Annotated in this window: 21 protein-coding genes; 7 read left to right on the top strand and 14 right to left on the bottom strand. The window is 49.0% G+C overall.

The genetic code is table 11. The features are described from left to right. Positions 1-181 precede the first annotated feature (181 nt). From sufB to BM359_RS07945, 7 genes are read left to right on the top strand one after another with little or no spacing between them, the layout of a single operon-like run. Positions 182-1,618, top strand: a complete 1,437-nt coding sequence (gene sufB / locus BM359_RS07975; protein ID WP_054488734.1) for a Fe-S cluster assembly protein SufB — start codon at positions 182-184, stop codon at positions 1,616-1,618. Between the two features lie 3 nt (positions 1,619-1,621). Next, positions 1,622-2,386: a Fe-S cluster assembly ATPase SufC gene (gene sufC / locus BM359_RS07970; RefSeq protein WP_054488736.1), complete on the top strand. Its 765-nt coding sequence runs from the start codon at positions 1,622-1,624 to the stop codon at positions 2,384-2,386. Next, positions 2,383-3,633, top strand: a complete 1,251-nt coding sequence (sufD, locus tag BM359_RS07965) for a Fe-S cluster assembly protein SufD (RefSeq protein WP_054488737.1) — start codon at positions 2,383-2,385, stop codon at positions 3,631-3,633. The genes sufC and sufD overlap by 4 nt, the downstream gene beginning before the upstream one ends. Further along, positions 3,630-4,847: an aminotransferase class V-fold PLP-dependent enzyme gene (locus tag BM359_RS07960; RefSeq protein WP_054488739.1), complete on the top strand. Its 1,218-nt coding sequence runs from the start codon at positions 3,630-3,632 to the stop codon at positions 4,845-4,847. The genes sufD and BM359_RS07960 overlap by 4 nt, the downstream gene beginning before the upstream one ends. A gap of 16 nt (positions 4,848-4,863) precedes the next feature. Beyond that, positions 4,864-5,220 carry a HesB/IscA family protein gene (locus BM359_RS07955; RefSeq protein WP_054488741.1) on the top strand — a complete coding sequence of 119 codons (357 nt, stop codon included), beginning with the start codon at positions 4,864-4,866 and terminating at the stop codon, positions 5,218-5,220. A 14-nt stretch (positions 5,221-5,234) separates the two neighbouring features. Further along, on the top strand, positions 5,235-5,768 hold the full coding sequence (sufT, locus tag BM359_RS07950) for a putative Fe-S cluster assembly protein SufT (protein WP_054488743.1): 534 nt from the start codon (positions 5,235-5,237) through the stop codon (positions 5,766-5,768). A gap of 44 nt (positions 5,769-5,812) precedes the next feature. Continuing rightward, entirely contained in the window at positions 5,813-6,226 is a 414-nt protein-coding gene (locus BM359_RS07945) for a SufE family protein (RefSeq protein ID WP_054488745.1), read from the top strand. Here BM359_RS07945 and BM359_RS07940 read toward each other — a convergent pair. The 14 genes from BM359_RS07940 to BM359_RS07875 all read right to left on the bottom strand — a co-directional run bounded on the left by BM359_RS07940 (position 6,223) and on the right by BM359_RS07875 (position 21,203). Then, entirely contained in the window at positions 6,223-7,425 is a 1,203-nt protein-coding gene (locus BM359_RS07940; RefSeq protein WP_054488747.1) for an EAL and HDOD domain-containing protein, read from the bottom strand. The genes BM359_RS07945 and BM359_RS07940 overlap by 4 nt on opposite strands. Next, entirely contained in the window at positions 7,418-8,332 is a 915-nt protein-coding gene (locus BM359_RS07935; protein WP_054488749.1) for an SPFH domain-containing protein, read from the bottom strand. The genes BM359_RS07940 and BM359_RS07935 overlap by 8 nt, the downstream gene beginning before the upstream one ends. Before the next feature lie 118 nt (positions 8,333-8,450). After that, a complete protein-coding gene (locus BM359_RS07930; RefSeq protein ID WP_054488752.1) occupies positions 8,451-10,589 on the bottom strand; it encodes a prolyl oligopeptidase family serine peptidase in 2,139 nt (712 codons plus the stop codon). Positions 10,590-10,600: 11 nt separating this feature from the next. Then, positions 10,601-11,038 carry a hypothetical protein gene (locus tag BM359_RS07925; protein ID WP_054488754.1) on the bottom strand — a complete coding sequence of 146 codons (438 nt, stop codon included), beginning with the start codon at positions 11,036-11,038 and terminating at the stop codon, positions 10,601-10,603. A gap of 16 nt (positions 11,039-11,054) precedes the next feature. After that, complete coding sequence (locus BM359_RS07920; protein ID WP_054488756.1) at positions 11,055-12,293, bottom strand: beta-ketoacyl-ACP synthase; 1,239 nt, start codon at positions 12,291-12,293, stop codon at positions 11,055-11,057. Beyond that, the gene (gene fabG, locus BM359_RS07915) at positions 12,293-13,021 is read right to left on the bottom strand and encodes a 3-oxoacyl-ACP reductase FabG (RefSeq protein WP_054489067.1); all 729 of its coding nucleotides are present in this window, start codon (positions 13,019-13,021) and stop codon (positions 12,293-12,295) included. Before fabG ends, BM359_RS07920 begins: the two co-directional genes overlap by 1 nt. A 4-nt stretch (positions 13,022-13,025) precedes the next feature. Further along, positions 13,026-13,481, bottom strand: a complete 456-nt coding sequence (locus BM359_RS07910; RefSeq protein WP_054488757.1) for a hotdog family protein — start codon at positions 13,479-13,481, stop codon at positions 13,026-13,028. Continuing rightward, complete coding sequence (locus BM359_RS07905) at positions 13,471-14,676, bottom strand: beta-ketoacyl-[acyl-carrier-protein] synthase family protein (protein ID WP_054488759.1); 1,206 nt, start codon at positions 14,674-14,676, stop codon at positions 13,471-13,473. The genes BM359_RS07910 and BM359_RS07905 overlap by 11 nt, the downstream gene beginning before the upstream one ends. Next, positions 14,657-15,250: a DUF3261 domain-containing protein gene (locus tag BM359_RS07900; protein WP_234972477.1), complete on the bottom strand. Its 594-nt coding sequence runs from the start codon at positions 15,248-15,250 to the stop codon at positions 14,657-14,659. Before BM359_RS07900 ends, BM359_RS07905 begins: the two co-directional genes overlap by 20 nt. Beyond that, on the bottom strand, positions 15,241-16,476 hold the full coding sequence (locus BM359_RS07895) for an NAD(P)/FAD-dependent oxidoreductase (protein WP_054488761.1): 1,236 nt from the start codon (positions 16,474-16,476) through the stop codon (positions 15,241-15,243). Before BM359_RS07895 ends, BM359_RS07900 begins: the two co-directional genes overlap by 10 nt. A gap of 10 nt (positions 16,477-16,486) precedes the next feature. After that, the gene (locus tag BM359_RS07890; RefSeq protein ID WP_054488763.1) at positions 16,487-18,715 is read right to left on the bottom strand and encodes an MMPL family transporter; all 2,229 of its coding nucleotides are present in this window, start codon (positions 18,713-18,715) and stop codon (positions 16,487-16,489) included. A 6-nt stretch (positions 18,716-18,721) separates the two neighbouring features. Beyond that, positions 18,722-19,252, bottom strand: a complete 531-nt coding sequence (locus BM359_RS07885) for a LolA family protein (protein ID WP_054488765.1) — start codon at positions 19,250-19,252, stop codon at positions 18,722-18,724. Further along, the gene (locus BM359_RS07880) at positions 19,249-19,659 is read right to left on the bottom strand and encodes an acyl-CoA thioesterase (RefSeq protein WP_054488767.1); all 411 of its coding nucleotides are present in this window, start codon (positions 19,657-19,659) and stop codon (positions 19,249-19,251) included. The genes BM359_RS07885 and BM359_RS07880 overlap by 4 nt, the downstream gene beginning before the upstream one ends. Next, positions 19,656-21,203, bottom strand: coding sequence for an HAL/PAL/TAL family ammonia-lyase (locus BM359_RS07875; RefSeq protein ID WP_054488769.1), 1,548 nt, complete (start codon positions 21,201-21,203; stop codon positions 19,656-19,658). The genes BM359_RS07880 and BM359_RS07875 overlap by 4 nt, the downstream gene beginning before the upstream one ends.

Genomic DNA, 21,203 nt, shown 5'->3' with positions numbered 1-21,203 from the left:
GAGAATCACGGACATCAAGCTAAGATAACCTCACTCACGGTAGGCGAAATAAGCGACAAAAGGGCTGCAATCCCGTATAATGTGGGTCAACAGATAAAGTTGAGTGTTTTAGTCAGGTATTTTATACTATTGGCCAGTAACGGGCGAAATTCCCATCCGCAGCTTTTAGAGTGGGTAAATCATGAGTGAACAGATTGATCAGGCGCTTGCACGTAAATACGATGCAGGCTTCGTTTCAGAAATAGAGTCAGAGACTTTTCCAATTGGTTTGGATGAAGACGTCATTGCGCGTCTATCCGCCATTAAAGGTGAACCTGAATGGATGCTGGAATGGCGTCTGAAGGCTTATCGCACTTGGTTAAAAATGGAAGAGCCGGACTGGGCACACGTCGATTATCCCAAAGTGGATTACCAGTCTATTTCATATTATTCCGCGCCGAAAAGCATGAAAGATAAACCTAAGTCGTTAGACGAGGTTGATCCTGAATTGCTGCGCACCTATGAAAAACTGGGTATTCCTCTGCATGAGCAGGAGATGCTGGCCGGTGTAGCCGTCGATGCCGTCTTCGACTCGGTTTCCGTCGTCACTACTTTCCGGGAGAAACTGGAAGAAGCTGGCGTGATCTTCTGCCCTATCTCTGAAGCTCTTCACAAGTACCCTGACTTAGTTAAAAAGTATTTAGGTACCGTAGTTCCCCGTGGCGACAATTTCTTCGCTGCGCTTAACAGTGCCGTATTCACCGATGGCTCGTTTGTTTATATTCCAAAAGGCGTTCGCTGCCCTATGGAGCTATCAACTTACTTCCGTATAAACGAACAGAATACCGGTCAGTTTGAACGTACCTTAATAGTTGCCGAAGAAGGCAGCCATGTCAGTTATCTGGAAGGTTGTACCGCACCGCAGCGCGATGAAAACCAATTACACGCAGCCGTGGTTGAGCTGGTCGCACTGGATGATGCCGAGATCAAATACTCAACGGTTCAAAACTGGTACCCAGGCGATGAAAACGGCAAAGGCGGTATCTATAACTTTGTCACTAAACGCGGCCTGTGCGAGAAAAACGCAAAAATCTCCTGGACTCAGGTAGAAACAGGCTCAGCCGTTACCTGGAAGTACCCAAGCTGTATTCTCAAAGGTGACAACAGCGTTGGTGAATTCTATTCAGTAGCGTTAACCCGCGGCAGACAACAAGCCGATACCGGCACCAAAATGATTCACTTAGGTAAAAACACCAAGTCGACCATCATTTCTAAAGGCATTTCCGCCGGTCGCAGTAATAACGCTTACCGCGGTCTGGTGCGTATGGGCCCGGGTGCCGAGGGCGCGCGTAACTTTACCGAATGTGATTCGCTGCTTATTGGCGACCAGTGCGGCGCACACACATTCCCGTATATTGAAAGCAGCAATCCAACCGCGATTGTTGAACACGAAGCCACCACCTCTAAGGTGAGTGACGATCAATTATTCTTATGTCGGCAACGAGGCCTGGACCCTGAAAAAGCAGTCTCAATGATTGTAAATGGCTTCTGTAAAGAAGTATTCCGCGAGCTACCAATGGAGTTCGCAGTTGAAGCCGGTAAGTTGCTTGAAATCAGTCTTGAAGGTTCAGTGGGGTAAAACATGCTATCTATTAAAGATCTGCACGCACGTGTAGAAGAAACAACAATTTTGAAAGGCCTGAATCTGGAAATAAAACCCGGCGAAGTACACGCTATTATGGGTCCTAACGGTGCCGGGAAAAGTACTTTAGGCTACGTTTTATCCGGCCGCGACGGCTACGAAGTGGAAAGCGGCAGCGTTGAGATGGACGGCAAAGACTTGCTGGACATGGAAGTTGAAGAACGCGCTCAAGCCGGATTATTCCTGGCATTCCAGTACCCGGTTGAAATACCCGGCGTGAGCAACATGGAATTCATGAAAGAATCGGTTAACGCCCTACGCGAAGCGCGTGGCGAGAAAGCGTTAAGCTCTGCAGAATTTTTGAAAAAAGCCAAAGAAGCCTGCAAACAGGTTGAGTTACCGCTCGATTTCTTAAAACGCGGTGTGAATGAAGGTTTCTCAGGCGGCGAGAAAAAACGTAACGAGATTATGCAGCTGATTATGCTGGAACCTAAAATCGCTATTCTTGATGAATCCGATTCCGGCCTGGACGTTGACGCTCTGCAAGTTGTTGCAAAAGGCGTCAACAGCCAGCGCGACGGCAAACGCAGCTTTATTGTTGTCACGCATTATCAGCGCCTGCTGGATTACATTCAGCCGGACTACGTCCACATTCTGTCTAAAGGCAAAATTGTGAAAAGTGGCGGTCCTGAACTGGCTAAAGAAGTTGAAGCTTCAGGCTACGCTTGGTTAGCAGAAGCTGAAGCAGAAGGAGCAGATGCATGAGTCAATGGTTAAACCACGTTCTAGAGCGTGCCTCGACCGTTGACGATTGGCTATCTCCGGTCCGGGCACAAGCCTTGGACACTTTAAAGCAGCAGCAATGGCCAACACGCCGTACTGAAGCCTGGCGTTATACCTCGCTGCACCCGGTTGCTGATTTGCAGTTGCAGACAGGCACAAGCAATAACACCGCCGAAGCACCTTTCATCGAGGGGCTGAACAGCCTTGATCTGGTTTTTGTTGATGGCCAACTGAGTACTGACATCAGCAAGCTTCAGCTGCCGGAAGGCGTTACTATTAGTGAGCTTTCCGCGCCAAGCGAGCCAGCAGAAGCGCTTTTTGCGCAAGTAAAACCCAGCCATCATTTGTTTGGTCTGGTTAATGATGTATTGGCGCAGCAAGGTGTTGTTATTGATATTGCCGCCGGTGCTAAAGTAAAGCAGCCCATTCGTATCGTTAACTTTGCTTCAGCCGGTATCGAATCTCACCAGCGTACTCTGGTACGTGTTGGTGCAAATGCTCAGGCAACGATCATTGAGCATGGCAGCGGTTCAGGTAATAGCTTGAATACAGCGTTTGCAGAGTACGATATTGCCGAAAAAGCGAGTTTAGAGCACTACCGTTTTGCCCTGCACGAAGGTGAGTCTATTCATATTGGCGGCAGTCATTTTAAACTGCACGACCATGCCAAAATGAACAGCACCTTAATTGGCTACGGCAGTCAGCTGACACGCCTGGACGTGGATATTGAACACGCTGGCGAGCACGCTTTTGCTAAGTTTAATAACGTGTATTTACTGGCTCCGCGTGAACATTTCGACTTACACAGCACCATTGAGCATGCATCACCCAACGGGACTACCGAAGAAAATGCCCGGGGCATTATTGGTGATAGGGCAAAAGCGGTATTTAACGGACGCATTCATATTCACCGCCATGCACAGAAAACCCTGGCAGAATTGAATAACCGTAACCTGTTGCTGACGCGCGGTGCTCAAATAAATACCAAGCCGGAACTGGAAATCTACGCAGACGACGTACAGTGCGCACACGGTGCGACAGTGGCTGAGATTGATGAAGAAGCGTTGTACTACATGCTGACGCGCGGCATCGACAAGCAGCAGGCTTTAGTGATGCTGAATTTTGGTTTCGTGCAGGAAATGGTTTTCCAGATGCCGAATAAAGCGTTAGCTGACTGGTTACAGCCCATATTGAAAACACGATTTGAAAGTATGATGGAGCAGCAATGAGCCTGAACGTTGCGCAAATTCGTGAGCAGTTCCCGATACTGCACCGCCAGGTTCATGGTAAACCTTTAGTTTATCTGGACAACGCTGCAACCACCCAGAAGCCGCAGGCGGTCATCAACGCGCTGACAGATTACTACACTCAGTGCAATGCCAACGTTCATCGTGGTGCTCACTACCTGTCCGATGAAGCGACCCGGCGTTATGAAGCAGCGCGTAAAACCGTTGCTGAGTATATAAATGCCAGCCGCCAGGAAGAGGTTATCTGGACCAGCGGTACCACCGAAGGCATTAACTTAGTCGCTAATGGCGTTGCCCAACGACTAAAAACCGGTGATGAAGTGCTGGTTACCGAGATGGAACACCATGCGAATTTGGTGACCTGGCAGCAAGCCTGTAAACGCTCGGGCGCAACATTGAAAGTAGTACCCATTAACGAAGACGGCTCGCTGAATACCGAGCAGTTTCATGCTCTGTTGAGCGAGAACACGGCTTTCGTTTCAATGCCGCACATTTCAAATGCACTTGGCACCATTAACCCAATTAAAGAGCTCACTGCAGCCGCCAAAGCGAAAGACGCACTGGTAATGATTGATGGCGCTCAGGGCGTTGCACATGGCGCTATTGACGTGCAGGACATTGGCTGTGACTTTTACGCATTTTCCGGACACAAAGTATTTGGTCCAACGGGTATTGGCGTACTTTGGGGTTGCTACGAAGTTTTAAAAGACTGGCCCATATGGTTAGTCGGTGGCGAAATGATAGCGACAGTCAGTTACCAGGATGCCACCTGGGGCGAATTACCTAACCGCCTGGAAGCCGGCACGCCGAATATTGCCGGTGCTATTGGTCTGGCGGCAGCAATTAACTGGCTCCGGCAATATGATGCAGCCGACATTCTGGCTCACGAAACCGCTTTACTGGCACGAGCAACACAATTAGCCGAGCAAACCGATGGCTTAACCATTGTTGGGCATGCCGCAAAGAAAATTGGCGTGCTAAGCTTTATTCTAGACGGTGCGCATCCGGCCGATATTGGCTTTTTGCTCGACAAACAGGGGATTGCCATTCGTACGGGTGATCACTGCGCTCAGCCGTTGATGAAGCGCCTGAACGTGCCGGGCACTGCGCGCGCATCGTTTTCCATTTACAATACGCTAGACGAGGTTGAAATGCTGTTTGAAGGCATCAAAAAAGCTCGTCTAATGCTAGCCTGATGGCAGGAGGAGACTCATGTCTGTAGAAACATTTGTACCATCATCGTCCTTAATTTCGATGACAGAAAGCGCCGTACGTTATTTCGAGTCGCGCTTAAAAGACGAGCCAGGTAAGTTCATTCGGCTGTCCACCAAACAGAGTGGCTGCACAGGTTATGCCTATGTACTCAGTTCGGCCGATGCACTGGAGGACGGCGATGAAGTTGTCGATATTAACGATAACCTGAAGGTCGCGATAGCCTCTAATGCACTCGAACTGGTGCGTAATACCGAAATTGATTACGTAAAAGAAGGCATTAACGGCGTGGTTAAATTCAACAACCCGAATGTGGTCAACGAATGTGGTTGTGGCGAAAGCTTCAACGTGCAGTAACGGAAGTTTAAATTATGCAGCAGAAAATGGTGTCCACCACCCGTGAAGTTAAGGCACGTCGCGTGCCAACGGGTGAACCGAAAGTAATTCCTAAGGGTGAATTTGTTAACATTACTCAGGATTTAGGCGGTAATTATACTGTCACCTTTCAGGGCAATATGCTGCGCATAGACGGTACTGACGCGGATGCTATTGGGCGCAAACCCGAAAAGCTCGATTTTCCGGTAGCAGACGACGGCAAAATATCGGAGCAACAAGTGTGGGATGCTCTGGAAACCATTTATGACCCTGAAATTCCAATTAATCTGGTTTCTCTGGGCCTTATTTATAAGGTCGACATTGATCAGGACACCCATACCATCACCATTGATATGACTTTAACTGCGCCGGGCTGCGGCATGGGGCCTGTACTTGTGGGTGATGTGGAATACCGCGTTTCTTTGGTACCGCACGTTAAAAATGTGAAAGTTGATTTGGTCTTTGACCCACCCTGGTCACGCGACATGATGAGCGAAGAAGCTCAGCTTGAAGCCGGCGTCTTCTTTTAACATTAGTTACTCTTTTAACTTATAAGTGAAGGTTATTGGTCAGCATGAATTTACCCAGCACAGATGAAATCATTGATGACTTAGAGTTTTTAGATGACTGGGAGCAACGCTACCAGTACATCATTGATTTAGGTAAAGCTCTGCCCGGTTTACCGGAAAGTCAGCATAAAGAAGAGTATCTGGTGCGTGGCTGCCAAAGTAATGTCTGGCTTATCAGCGAAGAAAAAGACGGCAAGCTGTTGCTGCACGTAGATAGTGACGCGGTCATTGTGCAAGGCCTGCTGACCTTAGTCATGGCGGCTTACCACAATAAAACCCCTGAGCAAATTCTGGCATTTGATATCGACCATTACTTTGCGCAACTGGATTTAGAAAACCACATTACACCAACCCGTGGTAACGGTTTACGTGCAATTGTCGGAAAAATTCAGCAATTAGCGAAACAAAGCCAGGCTTAAATTGTATTAAACAGCTCCTGAACTTTTGCCGACACCGTTCTGTAACTGGTTAATAAGCGGATATCGACTTTATGGAGCTGTTGTTTCATCTGAACCAGCTGCTCTAGCTTAAGTGCAATACGCAAGCAATGCCCCATTGGTCCGGCACAATCATCAACCGCCATTTTTGTTTGTTCAGACAGCGGTAACTTTTCAAAGAAACACGCCTTATCGACCCCAAGCATAATATCGATACCCGATAATAACCCGACGAAATAGCATTGATCCGGGTCGATATCCGGCGAATTTTGCCGTTTAGCCAGCTCATAACACATCTGCGCCCGAACTAAGACCATGCGGGAGGCCTCGGGGCTACTTGCGGTTACCGAGCCAATGAGGGCTATCCAGCGCCTTAGTTTCTCAATACCCAGGCGCATAATAACGTCTTTAACCCGGGTAATAGGGCTCGCTGTTGGGTATAAAGGGCTGTTAACGATTTTAAGCAGACTCACTGACAACTTAGGATCTTCTGAAATGACCTGAGAAAGTTCGGTTAAATCGGGTTCTTTTTCAAAGCAAAGCGATAGTATCTTCGCCAGTTGCAAAGAGGAAGGCTCTAACCGAGTTCCGTAAACCACGGTTGGTTTCGCAAAATAATAGCCCTGAAACAGCTCAAAACCCAGGGCTTCATAAGCTTGCTTGGTCGCTTCGTCTTCCACCCGCTCAGCCAGCCACTTTCCTTTGAATCCGGAAAGCTTTTGTTTAAAAGCTTTAGCCTGTGCCAGCGTTAGAGTCGAAACGTCCACTTTGATGTAAGACGCATACTTCAGCAGAGGCTCCCAGGCAGGGTCGAATTCGAAGTCATCCAACGCGAAGCGAAAACCTTTTTCGTACCAACGCGCCACTGCATTAACGACGGCTCTGGTCGGTTTGATTCGCTCCACCAGCTCAATAACCACTTTGTCCGGCTCAATGGGAAGAAAGCTTTGGGAGACTAAAAACTCACTGGAAACGTTGATAAATGCTGTAGCATCGTACTGCTCAGTTTGGGTGGTTATGCCCGCACAAAGGTTAAAGACAACCTCGCTGGTAGCCGCTGTATCGCCGACCGTCTCGGTGGTTAAATTCAGCGCACTACGATAAAGCAGCTCTACCGCATAAAAGCGGTTTTTATTGTCATAAATGGGTTGAGCTGCCAGTAACGGAAAAGTTTCAGCCATCTTTTTTACTGTCTTTAGCCGCTTCCATTGCGCTTAAAATATCCGACGATAAAGAGTCCAGCTGGCCTGTCGGCTGCGGCAACATTATCACTTTACTGGCGGCTGTATCGAAAGAGCCCAGTACATCCACGTAGTTAGTAAATTTGAGCAAATCAATAACGTCTTTAGAAGTAATATCATTTGCCTGATCGGTGACCATCGCAATAGAATCACGTAAGCCTTCGGCTATGGCTAAACGCTGACCGGCGATGCCCTGCCCCTGCAATATTTTGGACTCTTTATCCGCTTCGGCCTGCTTCACCAGCATAATTTTTTCAGCTTCCGCTTTATGCTCCGCTGCACGACGCTCTCGTTCTGCGGCGTTAATTTGGTTCATTGAGTCTTTAACGGACTGGTCCGGGTCAATATCGGTCACCAGCGACGCAATAATTTCAAACCCGTACTCTTCCATGGTATCGCGCAACTGCTCTTTTACATCTTTAGAAATAGAGTCTTTATTATCGAACACCGCATCCAGGTTCTGCTTAGGAATTTGCGCGCGCACCGTATCAAAAACATACGACTGCATTTGCCACTCAGGGTTTTCCAGTTGATAAAACGCATTATAAACTGAGGTTTCATTACTCACGCGATACTGTACGGACACCCGGACAATAACAAATACGTTGTCATTGGTTTTAGTTTCAACATCAACGTCCAACTGACGTGTTCTCATTGACTGTTTATGAGCAACTTGCTCAATCAACGGAATGATAAAGTTAAGACCGGGCGTCAGCATACGGCGGTAACGACCGAACAATTCGACCAGGTAAACGCTTTGCTGCGGAACAATGCGCACTGAAGCAATGAGCAACAGTACGACAATCAGTGCGCCAACTACCCACATAATATTAAAATCGCTCGTCATTATTGAATCCTCATTATACGAGAATGATAAGGGAAGAGATTAACGGAAAGTGTGAAAAATAGCGAAAGAATGACGCAAAGGTTCCGTCAATTACAACGAAACCTTTGCGAGTCAGTGGTTATTCAGGAAGTTGTTCAAACCCCATGTGATACAGAGTAAAGCCGAATATGTCTGAATACTGTTCAATGGTTTTTGACACCGGTGTACCAGCACCATGCCCGGCATTGGTTTCAATACGGATAAGCTGAGGGTTTTCGCCGCCCGCTTTGTCCTGAAGCTCTGCAGCAAACTTAAATGAATGCGCAGGAACCACGCGGTCATCATGGTCACCCGTAGTGATCAGCGTTGCCGGATAAGCCACGCCTTCTTCCACGTTGTGAACCGGCGAGTAACCCAGCAAGTACTCAAACATCTCTTTGTTGTCGTCAGCAGTACCGTAGTCATACGCCCAGCCAGCGCCGGCAGTAAAGGTGTGATAGCGAAGCATGTCCAGAACACCTACTGCAGGCAATGCAACGGCAAAAAGTTCCGGCCGCTGAGTCATAACCGCGCCGACTAGCAAGCCACCATTAGAGCCGCCACGAACCGCCAATTGCTCAGACGATGTGTATTTCTCATCAATCAAGTACTCAGCTGCTGCAATAAAGTCGTCAAAAACGTTTTGCTTTTGCAGCTTAGTACCCGCTTTATGCCAGTCTTTACCGTATTCACCACCGCCACGCAGGTTAGCGACAGCGTAAACACCGCCCATTTCTAACCAGGCTGCGTTAGCAATACTGAATGAAGGTGTCAGGCTAATATTAAAACCACCATAACCGTACAAAATTGTTGGGTTAGAGCCATCCAGCTCTGTTCCCTTTTTGTAGGTGATGATCATAGGTACTTCGGTACCATCTTTGGAAGTATAAAAGACCTGCTTTGATTCGTAGTTGGCAGAATCAAAATCAGCACCGGATTCAGCATAAACTTCAGAGCCGCCCTGATCAGGGTCGAATTTATAAATCGTTGACGGTGTGCTGTAGTTGGTAAAAGTGTAGTACAACTCATCCGCTTCTTTTTTACCTGAGAAGCCACCAATACTGCCCACACCCGGAAGCTGCACTTCGCGAACCATATCGCCGTTATAGGCATATTGCTTAACCTGGGCCACGGCATCGACCATGTACTCGGCAAAGATATAGCCCGCACCGGTTGATACGCTCAACACGTTTTCAGTTTCTGGAATAAAGTTTTCCCAGTTTTCAGGCGTTGGATTACTGGCATCAACGGTCACAACGCGCTGGTTTGGCGCATCGAGGTTCGTCACCAGGTAAAGCTTTGAACCGTCGTTATCTAATACACGAGTATCAGAGTTGGTATGATCAAGAACGGTAACCAGTTCACTGTCTTCATCGGTCAGGTCTTTTAAAAACAGTTTGTTACCCGACGTTGAGTTAGCCGCTGAAATGAGTAAATAACGATCATCATCGGTTACTGAGCCACCAACATAGCGGTGTTTCTCAGCATCCGTTCCACCAAACACCAACTCGTCGTCAGATTGATCCGTGCCCAGCTCATGGTAATAAAGTTTATGCTGATCGGTTTTTGCCGAAAGCTCACTGCCTTCTGGCTTGTCATAACTGGAGTAGTAGAAACCTTCATTGCCTACCCAGGAAATACCGCTGAATTTAATATCCACTAAAGGATCTTCCAGCTGCTCCTTGGTTTCGGCATCAATGACGATAATTTTACGCCAGTCGCTACCACCTTCAGAAATTGAGTAAGCCGCTAGCGAACCGTCGTCAGAGAAGGTTAATTGCGCCAGCGAAGTCGTGCCATCTTCACTGAAAGTATTCGGGTCCAGAAACACTTCCGGCTCTTCATCACCTTTTTGGCGATACACCACATACTGGTTTTGCAGGCCGTCGTTTTTGTAAAAGTAAGTGTAATCACCTTCTTCAAACGGTGCGCTGATTTTCTCGTAGTTCCACAATTCGGTCAGACGCTTTTCTATCGTTTCGCGATATGGGATGGACTCCAGGTGTGCGAAGGTCACTTCATTCTGAGCTTTAACCCAGTTTTCTGTCTCTTCGCTACGGTCATCTTCTAACCAACGATACGGGTCTGCTACTTCGGTTCCAAAGTAGGTATCAACCACATCGCCTTTACGCGTCTCCGGATACGACATAGATTGCGTATTCGCCTCTTGTTCTGTTTCAACATTTTGTGAGCAGGCTGTCAGCAAACTGACTGCCACTGCTCCCATTAGGTATTTCATTGTTATTATCCTTATTTGAATTTAACCACTTCACCTTTTAAGGCTACACCAGCCATTAAAAAGCCAGCGCCGCACTGAAACTCTTCGGCACTGCTGAACTCATTATGCTCATAATTTGATTTAATGTTAATGACTGCATCGTAACCGTTATCACGCGCGTTGTCTTGCAACACTTTCAATGCCGACAACAAAACCCATTCACAAGCTTCACGGTCAGATTTATTAAGCGCATTCGTCTTACGGCTGGTTGTGACAACACCCATTGACTGAGCCACTTCCGGGTGCGACTGGCCAGCAAAGTAGACCGGAACATCAAGCAAAGCCTCTTTCGCTTTATTGCTTTCCATTACGGGCTTAAGCTCCAGTGTTACTAAGTCATTGCGAGCCTCCGCCTGCAATGACAACAATGAGCTCAATACCACAACAGCAGCTACAAACAGCTTTTTCATTTTCTATTTCCTTATATTATTTTGAGTTATTCCAACGTTTAAAAATTAATGAGGTATTAATACCGCCAAAGGCAAAATTATTGGTCATGACATAGTCTGTCTCGATCTCTCGGGCTTGTCCGGTAATGTAATCCAGGTCACCACATTCCGAATCAATATCGGTCAGGTTCACTGTTGGTGCGAACCAGTTCTCCCGCATCATATGAATGCTGGCCCAGGCTTCGATGGTGCCACAAGCTCCCAAAGTGTGGCCTAAGTAGCTCTTCAGCGAACTGATAGGCACCGGGCGTTTAAATACCTTTGCGGTAGCATTAGATTCAGCAACATCGCCGCGATCGGTGGCTGTACCGTGCGCGTTCACATAACCGACCTGCTCCGGTTCTAAGCTTGCTTGCTGTAACGCAAGTTGCATTGCCACCGCCATGGTCTCCGCCGTAGGCTGAGTAACATGGGCGCCATCCGAGTTAGTTCCAAAGCCAACCAGCTCAGCGTAAATAGTCGCTCCACGCTCCAGAGCATGGTCCAGCTCTTCAAGAATAAAGGTTCCCGCACCTTCACCAATAACCAGTCCATCACGATTTTTGTCAAAAGGTCGGGGCGTCTGCTCTGGTGCTTCATTGCGGGTGCTGGTCGCGTATAAGGTGTCAAACACCACAGCTTCAGAAGGACACAAGGCTTCCGCACCACCGGCTATCATGACTTTCTGGTGACCGTAAAGAATGGCTTCATAGGCATAACCCAGACCTTGAGAAGCGGATGTACAGGCTGAACTTGTGGTATGTACCCGCCCTTTGACGCCGTAAAATACGCCCAGATTAACCGCCGTGGTATGAGCCATGCTCTTGATATAAGTGGTTGCATTCAGACCGGTCATATCACCGTTTTCCAGCATATTACCGAAGATTTTCATCTGCTCGGTATCGCCGGTCGAAGAGCCATAAGCAACACCGCAGCTTCCGTCACTAATACAAGGGTGCTCCAGTAGCCCGGCATCGGTTAATGCTAACTCGGTTGCCCGGGTGGCCATTAAGCTAACGCCGCTCATGGAACGCACCGCTTTACGGGAGTAATGCGAAGGCTTTTTGAACGCTGGCTGAATCGGTGCTGCCAGGCGTGTATTCAACCCTTCAAAACGTTCCCACTCGGGCATATTAACTACGGCATTTTTACCGCTTTCCAGACGACTCCGAAAGCTTGACCAGTTGTCACCAAAAGCTGTCAGACAGCCCATACCGGTTACGACCACACGTTTCATTAAACTAACCCACCATTAACCGAGAAAACCTGGCGCGTAATGTAAGCCGCTGACGGTTGGAACAAATAGCCAACCAAACCCGCAACTTCTTCCGGCTTACCTGCACGGCGCATGGGTATCATGGATAAAATGTCTTTCTCATGCTCGAGCTCACCGGTCATATCCGTTTCAATCAGTCCCGGCGCTACACAATTAACGGTGATTTTGCGCTTGGCTAACTCCAGCGACAGTGCCTTAGTAGCAGCAATAACCCCGCCCTTAGAGGCGCTGTAGTTGACCTGCCCGCGATTACCGGCAATACCTGAAACTGAAGCAATAGTGACCACTCGGCCGCCCCGGCGCTGCTGGATCATGGGCATAATTAACGGGTGCAACACATTATAAAAACCGCCCAGGTTAGTTTGCAGCACGCTGTCCCAGTCATCTTCCGTTAGTGAAGGGAAAGCGCCGTCGCGGGTGATGCCGGCATTACACACCGCACCATAATAAGCGCCATTATCTGCAATATCCTGTTCTATCGCCTGTCGGGCAGCTTCGCGGTCACTAACATCAAACACCAGTAAAGACGCCTGTTGACCCAGTGCTTTAACTTCTTCTACAACCTGTTCCGCCGATGTTTTGTCTGAGCGACAATGAATGGCCAGATCAAAGCCATCTTTAGCCAGTTGCAGCGCAATTGCCCGACCAATTCCTTTACCGGAACCCGTGACAAGCACTCGTTCAGCCATACCTTCAACCATAATTTTCCTCTATAAATGCGTTTTCATCCGGTGGCTGATAAACATTCAGCCGGGCTTGTGCAATCACCTTATCGCCATGGCGAATGTCACACGCAAAAACACTCAGCCCTGACGACTCAACATGCAGTTCTTCAACGAACACATCGTATCGTTCGCCCAGTTTGAAACTGGCAATATCGCACTGATATTTTCGGCTTCCCAGTAGAAAGCCCAGCTTAATTTCACCACCGGCTTCTTTATGCTGGTATCCCGCAACAGCGGCGATGCTTTGCGCCATAAGTTCAATGCCCACATGTGCTGGCAAGCCCTGAAGAGATTCGCTGTAAAACAAATTATCGCTACTGACCGTTAGCCGACACTGTCCCTTGCCGGGTTCAGCCCAGCACAGCTCATCAATCAGCCGCATGGGGGGTTGGTGCTTAATCAGCTCGTCTAAATTATGCGCCATGTTGCTTTCCTCTGCTAAACACGAGAGACACATTGTTTCCGCCAAAGGCAAAGGAGTTACTCAGACAATGCTCAAAAGGGGTCTGCCATGAATCGCCCTGATATAAGTTGATATCCGTTATATCCGAATCTTTGACACCATCCCAGGCATGCTTTGGCAGCCCGTTTTGCCTGGTCAGCGCCAGCCAGCAGAACACCGCTTCAATAGCACCGGCGGCACCTAAGGTATGCCCGGTCAGCGCCTTTGTAGAACTGGCCGGAACCTGCGCAGCCCCCAGTTCATTTACTGCAAAAGCTTCCATTTTGTCGTTCAGTGGTGTCGCCGTGCCATGCAGGTTGATGTAGCTAAGCTGCTCGGCACTCAGTTCAGCATCTGACAACGCCCCCTGCATAGCCGCTAGAGCGCCACGCCCTTCAGGGTGTGGTGCGGACATATGATGAGCATCGGACGTAGCGCAGGCACCAGTTAAAGTTACCAAGGACGGTTGTAAATTGTCTTCTGTACGAGTTGCTATAAATAACCCGGCAGCTTCACCAATAGTAATACCATCGCGATTCGCGCTAAAGGGGTTACAGCGCCCCGTCGACGTCGACTCCAGCGCTTTAAAACCATTTAAAGTCAGCTGACAAAGAGAATCAATACCGCCAACAACCACTGCATCGACCATACCTGAGCGCAATAAAGAGCGGCCACTCATAAAAGCACGTGCACTGGACGAACAGGCCGTAGAAAGGCTGTAAACCGGACCGGTAATACCCATTAATTCAGCAACACATTCTGCCGGTGCGAGCATTTCCTGCATTGCGTAATAAAACGAGTCAGGCAGGCCACCTTTTGTTTCGTCATGTGCTAACGCTTCTTCACCCGAAGCTATGCCCGATGTACTGGTGCCCAGAATCACGCCTACTCGATCAGAGCCCAGCTTATTTATCAGCGCCTGCAGTGGCTCTTTAATTTGCTGTAAGGCCGCCGCAACCAACTGATTATTCCGGGTTCGCATTGCCGGCGGCAGGCTGTCTATATTTGGCAGTTTGTCATCCGCTACCTGCCCGGCAAATAGCGAGGTGCCATCGTTGGTAACGAAAGCAGACGCCCTCAAGCCGGCCTGCTCGCCCGTTAGCGCAGCCTGCCAAATGGTCTCGCAATTGTGGCCCGACGCACAAATAGCGCCCGGTTCACTCAGTGTTACTGTCATCAGTTTCTAATAGCTCATACTCTAGGGTTGTTATCACCAATTGATAACCCATGGATTTATTCTGAATAACCCGTTGCAGACTGGCATCGTCATTAGCTGCTGACCATAGCAACTGGCCGTTATGCCAAAGTTCACGTTTTGTCTGGGTGGTCTGTAAGCTCATACCGTCTAAATTTGAATTAACAAAATCGAGCGGCCACAGCGCCATTTGCAAATCTGCCCATACCTGCAGAGCCAGGCGCGCATCGTCAAAAGCTTCACTGCCCTTAAAGCTCAGTCCGTTCGCTTGAGTAATCTCGCTGCGAAATAATTCATGTCCAAGTGGAGACAACGCAACCAACAACAGTCGCTCATTACCAAAAACAGCCGAAACCATAAAAGTGCGTTGCTGCTGCCCTTTTTGCCACTCTACTTTCTGCCATAGCTGCACAGGCTTTTCCGGCCAGCTGTGCTGCAGTTGGTAACTCCCGTCGGCAACAGGCACCTGAACGGAATGCCCACCCAACGACTGACAACCGGCAAGGATGGTCATTACCAGTAGTAAGAAAACGCCTTTAAAAGATACTAGCTGCATAGCTCCGCCAATACGTTCAAGCGCCGCTCGCTATCGCGAACATAAGGGTTGTTGGTATCCCATGCGTAGCCAGCCAGAATTGAGCAAATCATCGCTTTCACCTGTTGCTGCTGGTCAGGATAAAAAATGACATCCTGAAAGCGGGTATCATACCAACCCTTTACAAAAGTGCGAAAGGTTGTGATACCCACACGCAAAGGGTCACTGTATTGCTTCTGCCAGTCCTGGGGTTCGTTATTCAGCTCTTTTAACACCAACGGCACCGCCAGCGATGAAGACTGCATTGCAATGGTCACCCCCGAAGAAAAAACCGGGTCTAAAAATTCACCGGCGTTACCGAGCAACGCAAACCGGTCGCCATATAGACGATCCACATTGGCTGAATAGCCAGTAATACGCTGTTCAGCACGAACTACCTTGTATTCGCCTAACACTTCAAGCAGGTAAGGCTCGTCTGCCACCAATTTCCACAGCGCTTCTTTTTCGCTGTCATTTTCTGCAAAGTACTCACTGGCACCAACAACACCAATACTGGCGGTACCATCTGCAAAAGGAATGAGCCAGTACCAAACTTCAGGGTTCCGTGGGTGCACCGTGATGAGGATTTTAGTTCGGTCGAAGTGTCCACCGGTAAGTTCAGATTTCACATGACAGAAAACGGCCTGGCGCACGGGAAAGTCCGACGGCGACTCTAACGACAATAAGCGCGGCAGTACTCGACCAAAGCCACTGGCATCCAGCACAAAACGAGCTTTTGCTTCTGTCTTCCCGGTGGTGCTGGATAAACTCAATTTAACCGCATCCGGGTCACTAAAATCAATGGCTTCCAGCGCAATACAGTGTCGGACTTCAGCACCTTTCTCTGCGGCGCCCTGCGCCAGTAACTGATCAAAATGCTCACGTTTCACCTGATAAGTGGTGCCCGGTCCTTTACTGGATTTTTTGCGGAAGTCAAAGTCCACTTTATTGCCGTTATAATAAAAAGCGGCACCTTCCTTGTACTGGAACCCCAGCCGCTCTGCGTTTTCCAGCACCGTGTCCAGCAACCCGGCTTCTTCAATAAAGGTCATGCACTGGGGCAGCAGGCTTTCGCCAATAGAAAATCGCGGAAACTCCTGCTTCTCAACCACCAACACACGCTTTCCAGCCTTTGCCAACATGGCGGCAGCAGTTGCCCCTGCGGGCCCTGCACCAATAATTACCACATCATAAACCGATTCCTGCATGATTCTTTCCTTAGCTATCAGGCGACTCTATTATCAACGGACTGAACAGGGCACTCATAAAGACCCCAATTAAAACAATAATACCGAAAGCAGCAATGGCTGGCGTTGAGCTGAAACTTAATGCACCAAAAGCCACCATGGTAGTGAAAGCTGACAGATAAATGGCCTGCAGCGCATGCTGTCGCTTTAAACGGCCGGCGCAGAAAACGCCGTAGTCGATACTGAGCACCAATACAAACATAGCGCCAATACAATGAAACAAGTTCAGAGGTTGTATTAGCTGAGCCAGCAGCAACGCTGTTGCGACCGACAGCGTCATAACACAGGTAACCTGCCATGCCGCCTGAACACGCTGCTTATGACTCTGTTGTGAGCGTAAAAATAGCGCCAGTATGGGTAAAGAAACGATCAGTAAAGCAATGAGCCATAGCTGCATGGAATGCCGATACTCGGTCAATGCGTCTGATGCATGCTCAATGGGGTTAAAATGCTCCAGTCTGCCTGGTATCTCTTTAATATCCCCCGAACTAAATGGCTGTTTTAGCCGGACAACGCTCATCCAGCCTGCTTCGGCTGGGTATAAGAACTGGTTTTCTAAAGGGTGTTTCTGGGGGGCGCCGTTGAATGCAGGCGCGTCGATACCCAACCATTGCAGATAGCCTTCGCCGGCCTGGCTTTTAAAAAGGCTTTGCTGACCTTCCACCACTTGTTGCTGTTCTGACACCGGCAACACGTAATCGTAAAGACTGACGCTGCCGTTCAAGTTGGCTAAGTCACCGGTACGCTCTAGCGCTTGCTGCTTCGTTTCGCCAGCCACCAACAGTACATCGGGCTGAAAATAAAAGTCGGTGGTTTCCCGCAAATGGTTTTCCTGCTGCAGCAACGACTCCGGTGAACTGGCCAGTAACCGGACGTTGTCATTAGCGGTAAATGACCACACCAGCAGGCCCAGTGTGGTTAGAGCCATAGCACTTAACCAATGTGTTGTGGTTCTGTTACGCATCTGCCGGTAAAGCTTGGTCATATTGAGGCAGAACTGCTGCCAGCGTGGGGCAGGCTCTTTTGGCTCCGGCAACCATGGCAACGTCGTCACCACCAGAGTCATAGCAGTGATTAAAGCCACTGCCATAAAAATGCCTAATTGCTGCAATAAAGGTAAAGGCAGCAGCAGAAGTAAGACATAACCTAAAACAGTGGTTAAACCGCTGAGCCATAAAGCCGGCTTCAGTGCTGACCAGGCCGTTTTCCCATGACTGCGGGCAATAAAGCCATGAATAACGTAGTCAATGCACAGGCCGATAAAGCTGGTCGCAAACACCAGCATCAGCACATGCGGCCGGGAGCTTAGTAACAAAGTGACCAATAGACCCGTCGCTGCCGACACACCCAGCAACAGCAGCGTATAGAACAACTGCTGCCCCGAACGGAAAACCCAGAGTAACAGAGCCAGTACCACCAGAAGAGACAGCCCACCAAACCAGGTCATTTCTTTTTTGGCCTGTTTTGCTGCCGCATCGGAATGAAAAAGCAATCCACTTTTATAGAGCTGAATACCGGGCAACTGCTCAATAACTTTACTGGTAAAGTCATTTATTGCCTTAACGGACTGCCCGGACTGGTTCACGCTTAGTGCATCGCCTGCAATACGCAGCGGCACCAATACCTGCCGGGTTGATTCTGACGAACGAGTATAAAGCCCGCCGTGGCTCTCATACCCCGGCATTAAGTCTGGTAATTGCTGTATAAAGCGCTGTGTCAGTAATAGCGGGTCGCTTTGTAGCGGCGTTAAAACCGGAGCGGGACTTTGTAAGTTTTTTTGGGCGCGAGCAATCAACGCTTCATAGTCACCACTTGCAAGCATTTGCCTGTCACGAAACGTTGCTAGTCGTCCTGCCTGCTGTTGATAAAATGACAATACCGCTTTTGGGTTTGTCATTTCAGCCAGCTGTAGGGCGGGTTCTACGTGGAACAGCTGACGTAACTGCTCCTGCACAACCTTGAGAATCTCACTTTCGGAATGCTGCTGCGATTCAAACCCCAGCAACAATTGCTGCGAGTTAGGTTGCTGGCTTTTTAAATAGCTGCGCTGCAGATCAGAGACTTCATTAGGCAGAGCATCTGCCAGACTGCTGCTCCATTGCGTATTCGGCAACTGCATAACAAGCCCCGATACCACAATAGCAATGAAAGCAAACAGCAGCAGTAATCGAGGCGCCCTAGCGGCGCGTGCGCCTTTCATTCCATGTTACCTTTGGCTCAGTTCAATACGGGTGGTGTTACCGTTTTGCTCAAACAACTCCACAAGTTCAACGCGATCATCTCCACAGCTGTGGATTTTTTCAATCACACTGGCCAGCGTGTCTGCTTTTGGCACCATCACCACGCACTCTTGCTCTACCGACAGGTTGAATTGCTGCTTAAGCACCGCTTCATCCTGTTGCAAAATAGCCAATAACAACTGCGCAATGGTGTCACTGCCACTTATCGACTCCGCACCACCCTGCTCAAAAATGCCCTGACGGTTTATGGTCAACTTCTGCTGCTGGGGTTGCTCGGTTGTCCAGATAATTTCATCCGTACTAATATCCAGCTGCCCCGAGCTCACCAAAGGCCTAGGCAGCCCTGACAACTGTTTTTTCTGCTGGAAGTCCAGCGACAGCGGCAACGGCTCTGATTGCTTCTCTAGTGCCGACAGCGCCTTCAACGTGTTATCGTCCTCGGCAGAAGTAACTGCTGAGACCATAAAGAACACCGTTGCCACCAATAAACGCATCATGAGCGCTCAACCCCCAGCTTTTCAAACACAATATCAGGGGATTCAAACAGCATTTCGCGCGTTTTTCTACAAACGGCTACCTGCACACTGGTGGCTTTAGTTAATAGCTCGTTACTCTCAACACAGCGAATTTCATAATTCATTTTCAGTCGGTGTTCCCACTCAGCCAGAGTGGCAGTTACCCGAATGTGCTGCCCGTAAGTAGCCGACGCAACGTACTTTAAGCGTAAGTCGACAATTGGCCACAAATGACCATTGGCTTCCATATCCGGATAGTCATAATTGAAGGTACGCAACAACTCGCTGCGCGCCATTTCAATGTATTTTATGTAATGCCCATGCCAGACAACGTGCATGGCGTCGACATCGAAAAAGGGAACATCAATAATCAAACTGGCTTGTTTCATGCTGGCTCCTGATACAAGTTCCAGACTTTTAATCGTAACTGGGTCAGCCAATAGCGTAACTCCGGCTCTAACTGACGGTCTTCCGTCAGCAGCTCAAACTGGCTGGCCAGGCTTTCAAGCATTTCAACAACACCAGACGATGGGCTCACAGGCTTCTCTGCTATGCGCTTGCGCAACTCAACGCCTTGATAAGCTGCCAGCAAGGTTGCGATAACCACCTGTTCGGTCAGCTCCAGAATACGAATACAGTCACGGGCAGCAATAGTACCCATGCTCACTTTGTCCTGGTTATGACACTCAGTTGAACGCGAAAAGACACTGGCGGGCATGGTTAATTTCAATGCCTCGGCGGTCCAGGCTGAGCAGCCAATTTGCACCGCTTTAAAGCCATGGTTAATGGATGTTCTCTCGCCTTCTGCCGCGGACAAATTAGAGGGCAAGCCGTGGTTCATTTTCGTGTCCATCAGCAGCGCCATTTGCCGATCATGCAGGTCCGCCAGGTTCGCCACAGCCGTTTTCATCGAGTCCATTACCATAGCAATATGACCGCCATAGAAATGCCCACCATGCAGAACGTGCTCTCCCAGACCATCAATAATGGGGTTGTCATTGGCGCTGTTTAACTCATTTTCTATGGTTTCTTGAAACCAGGGTAAACTGTCCTTCAATACGCCGATAACATGAGGCGCGCAGCGAATGGAATAACGGTCCTGCAGGCGCGATGAATTTCTCGGGTGCTCCACATGGTTCAGGTCTTGCTGGATCCAGCTGGCGACCTGTTGCTGCCCTTTATGAGGTTTTACAGCAAACAGCAGGTCATCAAAATGGTTACTGTTTCCTTCCAGGGCTATGCTCGCCAAAGAAGTAATACGGCTGGATAACCGGGTTAGATACTCCGCTCTGTCCCAGGCCAGGCAAGCCAATGCAGTCATTACAGCAGTACCGTTCATAATGGCCAGGCCTTCTTTAGGCCGCAGTTTGTGAACCGACATGCCAAGCTCTTTAAAAGCTTCTGCACTGTTCATCACTTTGTCGCGAAAACGCACGTCTCGCTCACCAATAAGCGCACCGGCAATGTACGACAAAGGCGTTAGATCGCCGCTGGCACCTACGCTACCTTCTTTTGGAATAAGCGGTAGCATGTTTTCGTTCAGCATCACCACCAGGCGCTCCAACAACTCCCAGCTGACACCGGAATAACCTTGAGCCAGCGAACTTAAGCGCGTTGCCAGAATGGCACGGGTTTCCTGCTCATCGAAGGTATCTCCCAGGCCACAACCATGAAAACGCGTAAGGTGAATGGGCAATTCATTAACTAAGTTCTCCGGTACCGTTACGGTGCAGCTGTCGCCATACCCCGTTGTTACGCCGTAAATAACACCGTCCTGCTCAAGTAATTCATCCAGAAAACGGACACCGGCATCGACTTTTTCGACAAACTCCGGCGCATCGCTTAATGCGGCCTGCGCTTTGCCATTGGCTATTTCTACCACGTCTTTAATGGTCAACGGGCGGCCACCAAAGGCTATAATCGATGTCGTCAT

The organism is Idiomarina abyssalis (genome assembly GCF_900116625.1).
Lineage (GTDB): Bacteria > Pseudomonadota > Gammaproteobacteria > Enterobacterales > Alteromonadaceae > Idiomarina > Idiomarina abyssalis.
Note: the sequence above shows the minus strand (reverse complement) of the source record. Positions and strands in the feature narration are given on the sequence as shown.

What these genes read in the sequence shown, in the direction of transcription:
- sufB (WP_054488734.1), top strand. Translation starts at nt 182, where the DNA reads ATGAGTGAACAGATTGATCAGGCGCTTGCACGTAAATACGATGCAGGC.
- sufC (WP_054488736.1), top strand. Translation starts at nt 1,622, where the DNA reads ATGCTATCTATTAAAGATCTGCACGCACGTGTAGAAGAAACAACAATT.
- sufD (WP_054488737.1), top strand. Translation starts at nt 2,383, where the DNA reads ATGAGTCAATGGTTAAACCACGTTCTAGAGCGTGCCTCGACCGTTGAC.
- BM359_RS07960 (WP_054488739.1), top strand. Translation starts at nt 3,630, where the DNA reads ATGAGCCTGAACGTTGCGCAAATTCGTGAGCAGTTCCCGATACTGCAC.
- BM359_RS07955 (WP_054488741.1), top strand. Translation starts at nt 4,864, where the DNA reads ATGTCTGTAGAAACATTTGTACCATCATCGTCCTTAATTTCGATGACA.
- sufT (WP_054488743.1), top strand. Translation starts at nt 5,235, where the DNA reads ATGCAGCAGAAAATGGTGTCCACCACCCGTGAAGTTAAGGCACGTCGC.
- BM359_RS07945 (WP_054488745.1), top strand. Translation starts at nt 5,813, where the DNA reads ATGAATTTACCCAGCACAGATGAAATCATTGATGACTTAGAGTTTTTA.
- BM359_RS07940 (WP_054488747.1), bottom strand. Translation starts at nt 7,425, where the DNA reads ATGGCTGAAACTTTTCCGTTACTGGCAGCTCAACCCATTTATGACAAT.
- BM359_RS07935 (WP_054488749.1), bottom strand. Translation starts at nt 8,332, where the DNA reads ATGACGAGCGATTTTAATATTATGTGGGTAGTTGGCGCACTGATTGTC.
- BM359_RS07930 (WP_054488752.1), bottom strand. Translation starts at nt 10,589, where the DNA reads ATGAAATACCTAATGGGAGCAGTGGCAGTCAGTTTGCTGACAGCCTGC.
- BM359_RS07925 (WP_054488754.1), bottom strand. Translation starts at nt 11,038, where the DNA reads ATGAAAAAGCTGTTTGTAGCTGCTGTTGTGGTATTGAGCTCATTGTTG.
- BM359_RS07920 (WP_054488756.1), bottom strand. Translation starts at nt 12,293, where the DNA reads ATGAAACGTGTGGTCGTAACCGGTATGGGCTGTCTGACAGCTTTTGGT.
- fabG (WP_054489067.1), bottom strand. Translation starts at nt 13,021, where the DNA reads ATGGCTGAACGAGTGCTTGTCACGGGTTCCGGTAAAGGAATTGGTCGG.
- BM359_RS07910 (WP_054488757.1), bottom strand. Translation starts at nt 13,481, where the DNA reads ATGGCGCATAATTTAGACGAGCTGATTAAGCACCAACCCCCCATGCGG.
- BM359_RS07905 (WP_054488759.1), bottom strand. Translation starts at nt 14,676, where the DNA reads ATGACAGTAACACTGAGTGAACCGGGCGCTATTTGTGCGTCGGGCCAC.
- BM359_RS07900 (WP_234972477.1), bottom strand. Translation starts at nt 15,250, where the DNA reads ATGCAGCTAGTATCTTTTAAAGGCGTTTTCTTACTACTGGTAATGACC.
- BM359_RS07895 (WP_054488761.1), bottom strand. Translation starts at nt 16,476, where the DNA reads ATGCAGGAATCGGTTTATGATGTGGTAATTATTGGTGCAGGGCCCGCA.
- BM359_RS07890 (WP_054488763.1), bottom strand. Translation starts at nt 18,715, where the DNA reads ATGAAAGGCGCACGCGCCGCTAGGGCGCCTCGATTACTGCTGCTGTTT.
- BM359_RS07885 (WP_054488765.1), bottom strand. Translation starts at nt 19,252, where the DNA reads ATGATGCGTTTATTGGTGGCAACGGTGTTCTTTATGGTCTCAGCAGTT.
- BM359_RS07880 (WP_054488767.1), bottom strand. Translation starts at nt 19,659, where the DNA reads ATGAAACAAGCCAGTTTGATTATTGATGTTCCCTTTTTCGATGTCGAC.
- BM359_RS07875 (WP_054488769.1), bottom strand. Translation starts at nt 21,203, where the DNA reads ATGACGACATCGATTATAGCCTTTGGTGGCCGCCCGTTGACCATTAAA.